At 62.9% G+C, this 13,296-nt stretch carries 15 protein-coding genes and 1 pseudogene; 11 read left to right on the plus strand and 5 right to left on the minus strand.

Going from position 1 to position 13,296, the window contains the following annotated elements; translation table 11 throughout:
- The first annotated feature begins 70 nt into the window (after window positions 1–70).
- Together AC0L7P_RS17640 and AC0L7P_RS17645 are read left to right on the plus strand one after the other, a co-directional pair.
- The gene (locus AC0L7P_RS17640) at window positions 71–811 is read left to right on the plus strand and encodes a YebC/PmpR family DNA-binding transcriptional regulator (RefSeq protein ID WP_473433897.1); all 741 of its coding nucleotides are present in this window, start codon (window positions 71–73) and stop codon (window positions 809–811) included.
- Window positions 812–825: 14 nt separating this feature from the next.
- The gene (locus AC0L7P_RS17645; RefSeq protein WP_473435497.1) at window positions 826–1,452 is read left to right on the plus strand and encodes a hypothetical protein; all 627 of its coding nucleotides are present in this window, start codon (window positions 826–828) and stop codon (window positions 1,450–1,452) included.
- 9 nt (window positions 1,453–1,461) lie between these two features.
- Here the strand turns inward: AC0L7P_RS17645 and AC0L7P_RS17650 are convergent, their stop codons facing one another.
- Window positions 1,462–2,424, minus strand: coding sequence for an NADPH:quinone oxidoreductase family protein (locus AC0L7P_RS17650; protein ID WP_473433898.1), 963 nt, complete (start codon window positions 2,422–2,424; stop codon window positions 1,462–1,464).
- A 295-nt stretch (window positions 2,425–2,719) separates the two neighbouring features.
- On the opposite strand from AC0L7P_RS17650, the gene AC0L7P_RS17655 reads away from it, so the two are divergent.
- The 8 genes from AC0L7P_RS17655 to AC0L7P_RS17690 all read left to right on the plus strand — a co-directional run bounded on the left by AC0L7P_RS17655 (window position 2,720) and on the right by AC0L7P_RS17690 (window position 9,272).
- Complete coding sequence (locus AC0L7P_RS17655) at window positions 2,720–3,094, plus strand: helix-turn-helix domain-containing protein (RefSeq protein ID WP_473433899.1); 375 nt, start codon at window positions 2,720–2,722, stop codon at window positions 3,092–3,094.
- 71 nt (window positions 3,095–3,165) lie between these two features.
- Complete coding sequence (locus tag AC0L7P_RS17660) at window positions 3,166–3,966, plus strand: inositol monophosphatase family protein (protein WP_473433900.1); 801 nt, start codon at window positions 3,166–3,168, stop codon at window positions 3,964–3,966.
- On the plus strand, window positions 3,963–5,315 hold the full coding sequence (locus AC0L7P_RS17665) for an 8-oxoguanine deaminase (protein WP_473433901.1): 1,353 nt from the start codon (window positions 3,963–3,965) through the stop codon (window positions 5,313–5,315). The genes AC0L7P_RS17660 and AC0L7P_RS17665 overlap by 4 nt, the downstream gene beginning before the upstream one ends.
- 71 nt (window positions 5,316–5,386) lie before the next feature.
- Entirely contained in the window at window positions 5,387–6,259 is an 873-nt protein-coding gene (locus AC0L7P_RS17670; RefSeq protein ID WP_473435498.1) for a TIGR01459 family HAD-type hydrolase, read from the plus strand.
- A 103-nt stretch (window positions 6,260–6,362) separates the two neighbouring features.
- Entirely contained in the window at window positions 6,363–6,806 is a 444-nt protein-coding gene (locus AC0L7P_RS17675; protein ID WP_473433902.1) for a MaoC family dehydratase, read from the plus strand.
- Between the two features lie 38 nt (window positions 6,807–6,844).
- Window positions 6,845–7,783 (plus strand): bifunctional riboflavin kinase/FAD synthetase, encoded by a 939-nt coding sequence (locus tag AC0L7P_RS17680; protein ID WP_473433903.1) that lies wholly within the window; start codon window positions 6,845–6,847, stop codon window positions 7,781–7,783.
- Window positions 7,780–8,250, plus strand: coding sequence for a YcgN family cysteine cluster protein (locus AC0L7P_RS17685; RefSeq protein WP_473433904.1), 471 nt, complete (start codon window positions 7,780–7,782; stop codon window positions 8,248–8,250). The genes AC0L7P_RS17680 and AC0L7P_RS17685 overlap by 4 nt, the downstream gene beginning before the upstream one ends.
- Window positions 8,250–9,272 carry a threonine aldolase family protein gene (locus tag AC0L7P_RS17690; protein ID WP_473433905.1) on the plus strand — a complete coding sequence of 341 codons (1,023 nt, stop codon included), beginning with the start codon at window positions 8,250–8,252 and terminating at the stop codon, window positions 9,270–9,272. Before AC0L7P_RS17685 ends, AC0L7P_RS17690 begins: the two co-directional genes overlap by 1 nt.
- Here the strand turns inward: AC0L7P_RS17690 and AC0L7P_RS17695 are convergent.
- Window positions 9,256–10,047, minus strand: a complete 792-nt coding sequence (locus AC0L7P_RS17695; protein WP_473433906.1) for an alpha/beta fold hydrolase — start codon at window positions 10,045–10,047, stop codon at window positions 9,256–9,258. The two genes, AC0L7P_RS17690 and AC0L7P_RS17695, sit on opposite strands and share 17 nt — an antisense overlap.
- Window positions 10,047–10,639 (minus strand): annotated as a pseudogene (locus AC0L7P_RS17700) (DsbA family protein). The gene AC0L7P_RS17695 and the pseudogene AC0L7P_RS17700 overlap by 1 nt, the downstream one beginning before the upstream one ends.
- 106 nt (window positions 10,640–10,745) lie before the next feature.
- Here AC0L7P_RS17700 and AC0L7P_RS17705 point away from each other — a divergent pair.
- Window positions 10,746–11,762 (plus strand): ribose-phosphate pyrophosphokinase, encoded by a 1,017-nt coding sequence (locus AC0L7P_RS17705; protein ID WP_473433907.1) that lies wholly within the window; start codon window positions 10,746–10,748, stop codon window positions 11,760–11,762.
- Here the strand turns inward: AC0L7P_RS17705 and AC0L7P_RS17710 are convergent.
- Together AC0L7P_RS17710 and AC0L7P_RS17715 are read right to left on the minus strand one after the other, a co-directional pair.
- Window positions 11,759–12,085, minus strand: a complete 327-nt coding sequence (locus tag AC0L7P_RS17710; protein ID WP_473433908.1) for a hypothetical protein — start codon at window positions 12,083–12,085, stop codon at window positions 11,759–11,761. The two genes, AC0L7P_RS17705 and AC0L7P_RS17710, sit on opposite strands and share 4 nt — an antisense overlap.
- Entirely contained in the window at window positions 12,085–13,245 is a 1,161-nt protein-coding gene (locus tag AC0L7P_RS17715; protein WP_473433909.1) for an isovaleryl-CoA dehydrogenase, read from the minus strand. The genes AC0L7P_RS17710 and AC0L7P_RS17715 overlap by 1 nt, the downstream gene beginning before the upstream one ends.
- Window positions 13,246–13,296 lie beyond the last annotated feature (51 nt).

Below are 13,296 nucleotides of genomic sequence, written 5' to 3' on the forward strand. Positions count from 1 at the left end.
CTTGAACGCCGCCCCGGACCTGCGGTAAAGAGCAACGATTATCCTCAGACGCAAGCGGAGAGCAGGCACCATGGCAGGCCATTCAAAATGGGCGAACATCCAGCATCGCAAGGGGCGCCAGGACGCCCAGCGCGCAAAGCTGTTTTCCAAGCTGTCCAAGGAAATCACCGTCGCCGCCAAGATGGGCGACCCGGATCCCGACAAGAACCCCCGCCTGCGCCTTGCCGTGAAAGAGGCCAAATCGGTTTCCGTGCCCAAGGATGTGATCCAGCGCGCGATCAACAAGGCCAGCGGGGGCGACGCCGAGAATTACGACGAGATCCGCTATGAGGGGTATGGCCCCAACGGTGTGGCGGTTATTGTTGAAACCATGACCGACAACCGCAACCGCACCGCCAGCAACGTGCGGTCGACCTTTACCAAGAACGGCGGCAATCTGGGTGAAACCGGCAGTGTGTCGTTCATGTTCGACCGCAAGGGTGAAATCACCTATCCCGCCGAGGCCGGCAGCGAAGATGACATCATGATGGCCGCCATCGAAGCGGGCGCCGAGGATGTCGAGCATGACGACGAAGGCCACTACATCTATTGCGCCGACACCGATCTGAATGACGTGTCAAACGCGCTGGAAACGGCCCTGGGCGAATCGCAATCCACCAAGCTGGTCTGGAAACCCCAGACCCGCACCGAGTTGGAGCTGGACGACGCCCAGAAGCTGATGAAGCTGATCGAGGCGCTGGAAGATGACGACGACGTGCAGACCGTCACCGCCAATTTCGACTTTTCGGACGAGGTCGCGGCGGCCCTGTGAGCGACGGCGCGGCGTTGACCCCCGAAGATGTGGACGCCCTGTTCACCCGCGGTGACGGGCGCTTTGCCTTTGCCCGCTGGGGGCGGCCCATTGTGCCGGTGGTTTTCGGCGTAGACGATGCGACCCTGCCCGTCATCAAGGGCGCGATCGAGGCAGTGGTGACATTGGCCGGCCACAAGATGGCCGAAACGGACCCTGAGCTGGGCGCCAATCTGATGGTGTTCTTTCTGCGCGACTGGGATGAGTTGCGCGATTTGCCGGGGCTGGAGCGGATGATCCCCGATCTGATGCCTCTGCTGGACCGGCTGAGCGACGCCGACGCCAACCAATACCGGATTTTCCGGTTCGACCCCGACGGCGGCATCAAGGCTGCCTTTGTGTTCCTGCGCATGGATCGGCATTTGTCCGACATCCCGGCGGAAACGCTGGCGCTGTCACAGGCGGTGCAGGCGGTTTTGCTGTGGTCGGATCGCGCCTTTGGCGACCGTTCGCCGCTGGCGGTGGCGCCGGGCGGGGCCACCATCCTGCGCCCCGAAATCGGTGATCTGATCCGCGCCGCCTATGATCCGCTGTTGCCCGTGGCGGCGGATGATGCGGCGCACGGGTTGCGCTTGTTTGCGCGGCTGGGGCGCGGGGGCTGAGGCAGGCCGTCAATCGGTGGTGATCACCACCTTGCCGGTCGAGGCGCGGCTGCGCAGAAGTTCCAGCCCTTCGGCGGCACGCTCCAGCGGCAGAAGGTGGCTGATATGGGGGTGCAGGCGGCCCGCGCCATACCACGCATAAAGCTGTTGCAGGCTGTCGGTCAGGACCGAGGGTTTGAACCGCATGTATCCGCCCCAGTAATACCCCATGAGCGTGATGTTCTTGACCAGCAGATGATTGGCCGGCACCTGGGGAATATCGCCACTGGCAAAGCCCACAATCACAATCCGCGCTTCGGGGCGGCAGGCCCCCATGGCGGCGCGAAACAAATCGCCCCCAACCGGATCATAGACCACATCGACACCGCCAAGATCCTTCAGGGCGCCGCGCAGATCATTCGTTTCGCTGTCGATCAGCACATCCGCACCGGCGGCCCGCGCCACCCCTAACTTTGCCGCGCCCCGGGCGCAGGCAATCACCCGCGCGCCCATCAATTTGCCGATTTCCACCGCCGTCAAGCCTACACCACCGGCGGCCCCCAGCACCAGCAGGGTTTCACCCGGTTGCAGATTTGCACGATGGGCCAGCGCCACATGGGCGGTGCCATAGGCCACCTGAAAAGCGGCCCCGTGGTCAAAGGGCATCGCATCGGGCAGCGGCACACAGCGCGCGGCCTCAAACACCCCTTCCTGCGCCAACCCGCCATGGCCGGAAAACACCGCCACCCGGGTGCCAATGGCCGGGCCGTCCACATCCGGGCCGTGGGCCGTGATCGTCCCGGCCAGTTCCATCCCCAGGGTAAACGGCAGCGGCGGGCGTTCCTGATACCTGCCCTGTGCCATCAAGAGATCGGCAAAATTCAGACCACAGGCCGCGATTCGCACCGCCACCTGCCCCGGACCCGGTGCGGGTGGTTGGATTTCGGCCAGGGCCGGGGGTGATTCGTGATCAGTAACCTGAAAGGCTTGCATCCTTTACTCCGTACGTAGGGGCGCCAAAACGTGAACAACCTGAGCGAAAGGCCGAGTCTCTTTTAGTCTCCCACAGGTCGCAGGCCGAAATATCGGGCGCGAAAGTCAACAAAAACACCCTAGAGGCGAGTTTGTCACCCACCCAAGACGCCGAGCCGTTCACAACACCGTCATTAACCCACTGTTGATAAACACTTTTAACGAATTCATAACGAACCTGTCTTAAAAGCTAGGTTGAGTTGATGTTCGTTTCTGGGTTCATTGGCATACAAGCGTGAGTTCAGGAGTAGTGATTATGAAACATCCCGTAGATGTACATGTTGGCAAGCGGGTACGCCACCGTCGTTGGATGTTGGGCATGACCCAGCAACAGCTTGCCGAACTTGTCGGGATCAAATTCCAGCAGATACAGAAATACGAAACCGGGATGAACCGTGTCAGCGCCTCGCGGCTCTGGGATATCTCGGCGGCGCTTGATGTGCCGGTCGCCTATTTCTTTGAGGGTATGGTTGAAGACAGCGTCGGTGAAGTGTCCGCCGATGGCCATGTTCGCGGAGACATCCTTGCCGACCGCGAAGCCCTGGAACTGGTGCGTTCATATTACGCCATTCCCGAAAATCAGCGTCGCCGGTTGTTTGAGCTGGCCCGCGTGCTTAGCGACGCCGCCTGAGGTGACGTCGCTCTCTTGACCCGTCGCGCCGCCCCCTTACCCGTTCGGGAAAGCATTTAGGGGACGGCGGAATGGATCAAGACACTCAATCGAAACTGATTGCCTGCGCATTGGCCCTTGCCGATGCGGCCCGCCCCGAAACCCTGCGGTATTTTCGTACCGAAGAGCTGACGAGCGATAACAAGGCGGACAGTGGGTTTGACCCGGTTACAGAAGGCGATCGCGCCGCCGAACAGGCGATGCGCGCCGTGCTGTCCCAGCAGCGCCCGGATGATGCGATCCATGGCGAAGAATTCGGCCATACCCCCGGCACCAGCGGGCTGACCTGGGTGCTTGATCCGATTGATGGCACCCGGGGGTTTCTGTCGGGCACCCCCACCTGGGGCGTGCTGATTGCCGTGGGCGAAGCCAGTGGCCCCGCCCTTGGCGTGATTGACCAACCCTATATCGGTGAACGTTTTGTCGGCGGCTTTGGTCAGGCGTGGAGCGAGGGGCCGCAGGGGCGGCGCACCCTGCGCTGTCGCCCTGCCCGCCCCCTGTCCGATGCAATCCTGTTCACCACTTTCCCCGAAGTGGGCAGCGCGGATGAAGGCGCGGCGTTTCGTGCCGTATCGTCCCGGGCGAGGCTGACCCGGTATGGCACCGATTGCTATGCCTATGCCCTGATTGCGGCGGGTCAGATTGATCTGGTCATCGAAGCGGGGCTTTATGCCTATGACATTCAGGCCCCTCTGGCGGTGATCGAGGCGGCAGGGGGCATCGTAACCGATTGGACGGGCGGGCCGGTGCATCAGGGTGGCCGCGTTCTGGCGGCCGCCAACCGCGAAATCCACGCCGAGGCGCTGGCGCTTTTGCGCGGCGTCACGGGATGAGCCATACCCTTGTCCAATCTGCCGGTTCGATCCTGACCATGGATAACACCGGCCCCTTTGGGCGGGTTCTGCATGATCACGATATTCGCCTGCGCGACGGTGTGATTGCCGAAATCGGCACTGGTCTGCCCCTGAACGGCGCCGAAATCGTCAACGGCGCGGGGGTGGTTGTCACCCCCGGGGTGGTCAACACCCACCATCATCTGTTTCAGACCCTCACCCGTGCGGTCCCGGGGGCGCAGGATGCGCTGCTGTTTGGCTGGTTGCAGCGGCTCTATCCGATCTGGGCGCGGTTTGGCCCTGATGAAATGCGCGTATCCGCCACCATCGGGCTGGCCGAACTGGCCCTGTCGGGGTGTTCCACCAGTTCTGACCACCTTTACCTGTATCCCAACGGCGCCCGTCTGGACGATACCATCGACGCGGCGCGCGACATCGGGTTGCGGTTTCACCCCACACGGGGCGCCATGTCGATCGGGCAAAGCGCGGGCGGGTTGCCCCCGGACAGCCTGGTCGAGCGTGAGGCGGACATCCTCAACGATACGATCCGCCTGATTGATGCGTTTCACGATCCCGCCCCCGGCTCCATGTGCCGGGTCGGTGTTGCGCCCTGTTCGCCCTTTTCCGTCAGCCGCGAATTGATGCGCGACGCCGCCCTGCTGGCCCGTGACAAGGGCGTGCGCCTGCACACCCACCTGGCCGAGAATGACGAAGACATCGCCTATTCCCTTGCCAATTTCGGCTGCCGCCCCGGCCAATACGCCGAAGATCTGGGCTGGACCGGCGATGATGTCTGGCACGCCCATTGCGTGAAACTGGACCGGGATGAAATCGCGCTGTTCGCGCGTTCGCTGACCGGTGTGGCCCATTGCCCCTGTTCCAACTGCCGTCTTGGATCGGGCATCGCGCCGGTACGCGCCATGCGCGATGCCGGGGTGCGGGTGGGCCTTGGGGTTGACGGGTCGGCCAGTAACGACATGGGCAACCTGATGGCCGAGGCGCGGATGGCGATGTTGCTGCAACGGGTGGCAAATGGCGCCGATGCCATGGCGGGCCACGAGGCCCTGTGGATCGCCACGCGCGGCGGTGCGGCCGTGCTGGGGCGCGACGACATCGGCCAGATCGCACCGGGAATGCGGGCCGATATTGCCCTGTGGGACAGCACAGGCATTGAACAGGCCGGAAGCTGGGACAGCGCGGCGTTATTGCTGGCCGGGCCAACCCGGGTGCGCGACCTGTTCGTGGAAGGCCGCCAAGTGGTGCGCGACGGGCATATCACCACGCTTGACCTGCCCGCCGCCATGGCCGAACAAACCCGGCTGGCCGCGCGGCTGGCGCAGGGGGCGTAGGGGCTCTGCTATGGTCAGTTCCGATGCAAGCCTTTACACAGGGGCAACCCGCCCTCAAACACCCGAGCATCATGACCCGCATCATCCAATCCCTCGCCGAGATTTCTGAAAACTACGACGCCGTGTTCTGCGATCTCTGGGGCTGCCTGCACAATGGCATCACCGCCCATACCGCCGCCGTCGAGGCTTTGCGCGCCTTCAAGGCCAAAGGCGGCACCGTGATTCTGCTGACCAACGCACCGCGCCAAAGGGCCAGCGTTGTCAAACAGTTGGAGCGGTTCAACACCCCCGCCGACTGCTGGGATTCCATCGCCACCTCGGGCGATTCTGCCCGCGTTGCGATGTTTCAGGGGGCCATTGGCGAAAAGGTGTATTTCATCGGCCAGCCCCACGACGAGGTGTTCTTTGACCCGATCAGGATCGTCACCGATCCGGTGCCGATTGAACGGGTGAAACTGGACGAGGCCACGGGCATTCTGTGCTGCGGCCCGTTCGACCCATATGCCGACCCGTCCGAGATGCGTCCACAGTTCCTGTCGGCCATTGCCCGGGGTCTGAAACTGCTTTGCGCCAACCCCGATATCGTGGTTGACCGGGGCGACAAACGTGAATGGTGCGCCGGGGCACTGGCCCGGCTTTACCGCGACATGGGCGGTGAAACGCTGATGGTCGGCAAACCCCATCCGGCGGTCTATGATCTGGCGCGCCGCCGCATCACCGAACTCGGGCGCGACATGTCCGACCAGCGCATCCTGTGCATCGGCGATGGCATCGCCACCGATATACTGGGTGCCATGGGCGAAGATCTGGATTCCCTGTTCATCACCGGCGGGCTGGCCCTTGCCGAAACCGGAACCGCCCATCAGCCTGAACCCGACGCGCTGGCGCAATTCCTGAAAACCGCCCCCGCCACGCCGACCTTTGCCATTGGCCAGTTGCGCTGATCGGGCTGCACGCTGCGGAATCCCCTTGCTTTCTGCACCTGCAAAGTAATATTATTGCGAAATCCGACCCGCGTAGGGTGATTTGTTTCAAAAGGATTTCGCCATGCTCGATAATCAGCCGCGCGGCACGATCTGTATCGAAGACATCGAAATGGGCATGTCGCGCCACCTGACCAAACAGATAAGCGACCGCGATATCGAATTGTTTGCCGAAGTCAGCACCGATCACAACCCCGTGCATCTGGACGATGCCTATGCCCGGGACACGATTTTCGAAGGGCGCATTGCCCACGGGATGCTCACCGCCGGGCTGATTTCGGCGGTGATCGGTGAACAACTGCCCGGTCATGGCACGGTTTATCTGGGGCAGACGCTTAAATTTCTGGCCCCCGTGCGCCCCGGCGATACGGTGCGCGCCGAAGTGACCGTGACCGATATCGACCACGCCAAACGCCGCGTGGGGCTGCGCACCACCTGCACCATTGATGGCAAACCCGTGCTGGCGGGCGATGCAACGGTGCTGGCCCCCTCGCGCAAATTCGACTGACCCTTGCACCGCCATTAAAGCCCCGCTATCCGATCCTTATGCGGATCATCCGGGACTATCAGTTTGTGTCACCCGAAAATCGCGGCGCCAGCGTCGCGATCGGCAATTTCGATGGGGTGCATCGGGGCCATCGCGCGGTGATCGACATCGCCCGCACCCACGCCACCCGGCTGAACTGCCCCCTTGGGGTTCTGACGTTTGAACCGCACCCAAGACAGTTTTTCGCCCCCGACGCGCCGCCCTTTCGGTTGATGAACGCCGAGGCCCGGGCAAACCGTCTGGCCAAGCTGGGCATCACCCGGCTGTATGAGATTGCGTTCAACAAGGGCCTGTCATCGCTGACGCCCGAACAATTCGCCCGCGATGTGATTGCGGGTGGATTGGGCCTGTCCCATGTGGTGGTGGGCGCTGATTTCTGTTTCGGCAAGGGCCGGGCCGGCACCGCGCCCGATCTGGAAACATTCGGCGCCGCCATGGGGTTCGGGGTCAGCATCGCGCCCCTGTTACAGGCGCAGGATGGCGCCGTATCCTCCACCCGCATCCGCGAGGCCCTGTCCGACGGCCGCCCGCGCGACGCGGCGGCCATGCTGGGCCATATGCACCGCATCGAGGGCGAGGTGATTCACGGCGATCAGCGGGGCCGTGATCTGGGCTATCCCACCGCCAACATGAGCATCGCCGGGCTGCACCCGCCAAAATTTGGCGTTTACGCGGTGCGCGTCGATGTTTTAAGCGGCCCGCACGCGGGCACCTATGATGCGGTCAGTTCGGTCGGCGTGCGCCCGATGTTTGGCGAAAACCAACCCAATATCGAAACCTTTCTCTTCGATTTCAAAGGCGATCTTTACGGCACCCATCTTTCGGTTGCCTTGGTCGAATATCTGCGCGGCGAAGAAAAATTCGACGGTCTGGATGCGCTGATCGCCCAGATGGATGATGACAGCGCCCGCGCCCGCGCCATTCTGGCCGCACCATGAGTGATCCGATTGACCGCAGCGGCCTGCGCCCCCGGTTCTGGGAACGTATCCCCCTGAAAAACATGAGCAAGAAGGAATGGGAGGCCCTGTGCGACGGCTGTGGCAAATGTTGCCTCAACAAGCTGGAGGACGAAGACACCGGCGAGGTCGCCCTGACCCGCGTGGCCTGTCGGCTGCTGGACGGGGAAAGCTGCCATTGTTCGCAATACCCGATCCGCCATCAATTCGTGCCGGAATGCATCACCCTGACCCCGGGCAATATCGCCAAGAACGCCTATTGGATGCCCACCACCTGCGCCTATCGCCTGCTGCATGAGGGCAAACAATTATTTTACTGGCACCCGCTCATCTCGGGCGATGCGCAATCGGTGCATGATGCCGGTGTCTCGGTTCAGGGAATCACCGTACCCGAATTCGAAGTTCCCGAGGAAGAATGGGAAGAGTATATCATCGAGGAGCCTAGCTGATGTTTTTTGCCTCTGACAATACCGGCCCTGTCCACCCTGCCGTGATGGCGGCCCTGGGCGCGGCGAACACCGGGTTTGCACGCGGATATGGCACCGACACCCTGATGGACGGGGTGCGCCAACAGATCCGCGATCTGTTTGAGGCCCCCGAGGCGGCGGTCTATCTGGTGGCCACCGGAACGGCGGCCAATGCCCTGTTGCTGGGCACCATGGCCCAGCCATGGGAAACGATATTTTGCGCCCAAGCGGCCCACGCCGATGTGGATGAATGCGGCGCGCCCGAATTCTTCAGCGGCGGTGCCAAACTGTCGCCGGTCCCGGCCCCCCACGGCAAGATGACAGCCGAAAGCCTGAGCGCCACCATCGCGCGCCATCCGCGCGGGGTGGTGCATGGGGTGCAGCCGGGGCCGCTGACCATCACCCAACTGACGGAATTCGGCACGCTTTATTCCCTGGCCGAACTGTCAGACCTTACCACGGTGGCGCGCGACCACGGGTTGCCTGTGCATATGGATGGCGCCCGCTTTGCCAATGCCATCGCCGCGCTGAACACCACGCCGGCGGAAATGACATGGCGGCTGGGCGTTGACACCCTGTCATTCGGCGGCACCAAGAATGGGTTGATGGGGGTTGAGGCGGCGGTGATTTTCGACCCGGAAAAGGCGTGGGAATTCGAGCTACGGCGCAAGCGCGGCGCCCATCTGTTTTCCAAGCACCGCTATCTGAGCGCGCAGATGCAGGCCTATCTGAGCGATGATCTTTGGCTGCAAACCGCCCGCGCCGCCAATGCCAACGCGGCCCGTCTGGCCGCCGGGCTGCAAGGTGCCGGCATCACGCCAAATCATCCGGTGCAGGGCAACATGATCTTTGCCGATCTGCCCGCCGCCACCCACGCCCGTTTGCGCGACGCGGGGGCGGAATATTTCGGCGCACGGAATGCGGCGGGCGATTTTTCTGCACGCCTTGTTTGTGACTGGTCCATCGGCGCCGATCAGATCGACCGCTTTATCGCACTGCTGTAAGCACCGCCGCCCGCACCGCCCCCGGATGGGTCAGCGGCACCATATGGCCCGCCCCGGCGATCACCTGCTCGCTCGCACCCGGAATGCGGGCCATCAGGGCGCGGTGGGCGGCGGCGATAACCGGTGGCGAACGATCCCCCCGGATCAACAGCACCGGCATCGTCAGCCGCTCCATCCGCCCCGGTGCCAGCAACCCCGCTCCGTCGCGGTCATGGGCCGACACACCGGCGGCGATCAACGGCATCCGCGCCGCCATTGCCCTGCGCGCCCCCTCGGGCAGGTCCGCCCATGGGCGGCCATCGCCCCACACCTCGGTGAACAGGCGCGCCGCTGCGATATTATCCTCTGCCTTCAGCGCCGCGAAAACCTGCGCAAACTGCGCGTCATGCGCGGCAATCTCGGGCGCCATGTCGGCACGGGGGGCAGCAAAGAACACCGGTTCGATCAGGGTGAGGGTCCGGCACAATTCGGGCCGCTCCACCGCAAGGCGCAGGGCCAGCGTGGCGCCAAAGGAATGGCCGATCAGATCGGTTGGGCCTGCGCAAAAACTGCGCGCGATATCGGTGCAGGTGCCGTGATAATCAGCGCCATGCCAATCGGCACTGCGCCCGTGACCGGGCAAATCAAACGTTGTCGCGGCAACGGGCAGGCCCGGCAAAATGTCACGCCAGATGCCGGAATGGGCCAGCGCGCCGTGGATGAACAATGCATTGCGCGCACCATCGCCATGGCGCTGCCAATGGATGGCATGACCCGCCCGGTCGCTGATTGTCATCAGCCGGCCAGATGGGCATCCAGATGATCGAGCCGGTCAACACCCCAGAACCGCGCGCCGTCTTCGGTCAGGAAAAATGGCGCCCCGAACACTCCGCGCGCAACCGCCTCTTCCAGATTGGCGGCATAGGTTTCGGCCCCGCTCAGCAACCCGCTGTCGGCCAGGGCCGGGTCAAACCCCGCATCTGAAAGGCAGGCCCGGATCACATCATCCTGCGCGATATTCTTGTCCCCGGCCCAGCAGGCGTGGGTGATCGCCGCCACCAGTTTGGGCAGATCGCCACCACCGGCATTCTGCGCCGCGATGATCGCATAGGACGACGGCGCCATGTTGGTGGGCCAATGGGCGGGTTTCACATTGAACGGCATGTTCAGCATCTTTGCCGAACGCTCCATGTCCATCAGGCGGTATTCCTGCCGCGACACATGCCGGTCCTTGGGCGGTTTCCCCCGGTGCGGGAAAATAATTGCATGATGTCCATAGGCTTATAGGTGACGCTGGCCCCATGTTTTGCCGCGATTTCCTCAAGCCGGTTGCCGACGAGATAGGTATAGGGCGAAATTGTCGCAAGGAAATAATCGATATTGGCCATTTTCGGCGTCTCCGCAGGGGGCAAAAGGTTTGCGGCACCCTAGCCCCATGCTAAGCGGTGTCAACGTGACGATTCCGTTACTGCGCCACCACGGGAACCCCTCAAAATGCCTGCCATGTCTGAACCCAAGCTTATCTCGGGCAATTCAAACCGCCCCCTTGCCGCCGCCATCGCACGGCGCATGTCACTGCACCGGGGGATGAGCGTCAATCTGCTTGATGCCCGTGTCGAACGGTTCAACGACGCCGAAATCTTTGTCGAAGTCTATGAAAACGTCCGCGGCGAGGACATGTTCATCATTCAGCCCACCAGCAACCCGGCCAACGACAACCTGATGGAACTGTTGATCATGGCCGACGCCCTGCGCCGGTCGTCCGCCGCGCGGATCACCGCCGTGATCCCCTATTTCGGCTATGCCCGGCAGGATCGCCGCACCAAGGCGCGCACGCCGATCACCGCGAAACTGGTTGCCAACATGATCGTCGAGGCCGGGATTGAACGGGTGCTGACCATGGATCTGCACGCGGCACAGATTCAGGGGTTCTTTGATATTCCGGTGGACAACCTTTATGCTTCGCCGGTGTTCGCGCTGGATATCAAGCACCAGTTTGCCGACCGGATGGATGATCTGATGATCGTTTCCCCCGATGTGGGCGGCGTGGCCCGGGCGCGGGAATTGGCCCAACGGATCGGCTGCCCGCTGTCGATCGTCGACAAGCGGCGCGAAAAGGCCGGTGAAGTGGCCGAAATGACGGTGATCGGCAATGTGACAGACAAGGTTTGCCTGATCGTCGATGACATGTGTGACACCGCCGGCACCCTGTGCAAAGCCGCCGAAGTGCTGATCGAAGCCGGCGCAAAAGAGGTGCATTCCTATATCACCCACGGCGTGCTGTCCGGCCCGGCCGTTGAACGGATCACCGGATCGGTCATGAAATCGCTGGTCATCACCGACAGCATCGAACCCACCGCCGCCGTTCAGGCCGCCCCCAACATCCGCATCGTCCCCACAGCGCCGATGTTTACCCAGGCGATCCTGAACATCTGGAACGGCACCAGCGTTTCCTCGCTGTTCGATCCCGAAACCCTTGGGCCGATCTATGAGGGGTTATACAGCCGCTAGGCCGACGGCCCGTCCTCCTGCGTGATCAGCCCGCCATCGCGGGCCACATGGTAACGGCGCGCCCCGTCGCCGGTGCCACACCGCAGGATCAACCAGACTTTGCCACGCCCCGGCGTGGCAACGCATCGATCCGGCGCAGCGCCGGTCTGCTGGGCGTAAAGCGCGCCATATATGGCCAGAACTTCGCTTTCGGTCAGGTCGGCCACGCTGCGGCCACTGACAAACCCCAACACCCCCGCGCCCAGCGACAACGCCACGATCACCCACAGAACCGGACGCGGCAGGAGCGCCCCACCTTGCAGGAACCGGGGCGCGGCGCGCATCACATGGCGCCCATCATTTCGCGCCCGATCAGCATCCGGCGGATTTCCGACGTTCCCGCGCCGATTTCCATCAGCTTGGCATCGCGGAACAGGCGCGACACGGCGCTGTCATTCATGAATCCGGCACCGCCCATGGCCTGCACCGCCTGATGGGCCACCACCATCGCCTCTTCTGACGCGTACAGCACGCAGGCCGCCGCATCGGCGCGCGTCACCTGCCCCCGGTCACAGGCCCCGGCAACCGCATAGACATAGGCCCGGGCCGAGCCGAGTTTGGTGTACATATCGGCGATCTTGCCCTGCATCAGTTGAAAATCCCCGATCCGCTGGCCGAATTGTTTGCGTTCCGACAGATAGGGCATGATTTCATCCAGACAGGCGGCCATGATGCCGGTGCCGATGCCCGACAGAACCACCCGTTCGTAATCCAGCCCCGACATCAACACGCGCACGCCCTTGCCTTCGGCCCCCAGCACGTTTTCAAACGGCACCTCGACATCTTCGAACACCAGTTCGGCGGTGTTGGAACCGCGCATCCCCAGCTTGTCGAAATGCGGTGAGGTGGTGAATCCTTTCATCCCCCGCTCAACAATAAAGGCGGTGATGCCCTTGCTGCCAGCCTCGGGGTCGGTTTTGGCATAGACGATCAGGGTGTCGGCGTCGGGACCGTTGGTGATCCAGTATTTGGTGCCGTTCAGGGCGTAATATCCGTTGCGCTTTTCGGCGCGCAGTTTCATTCCCACCACATCCGAACCCGCCCCCGCTTCGGACATGGCCAAGGCGCCCACATGTTCACCGCTGACCAGCTTGGGCAGGTATTTCGCCTTTTGTTCATCGCTGCCGTTCAGGGCCAGTTGATTGACGCAAAGGTTGGAATGGGCGCCATAAGACAGCGACACCGAGGCGCTGGCGCGGGCCACTTCCTCAACCGCCACGACATGGGCCAGATACCCCATGTCAGCGCCGCCGTATTGTTCCGGCACCGTAATGCCCAACAGGCCCAGATCGCCCATTTCACGCCAAAGCGCCCGGGGAAATTCGTTGGTCTGGTCAATTTCGGCGGCCATGGGTTTGACCCGGTCCTGCGCCCAGCGATGCACCATGTCGCGCAGCGCGTCGATGTCTTCGCCGTGGTCGAATTTCATGGTTGCCGTGAACATCGCCGCCCTCCCGTTTTACACCCGCAAGAGTGGCAGGATCGCGCCGCGCGT

The organism is Oceaniglobus sp. K40-3 (genome assembly GCF_055808395.1).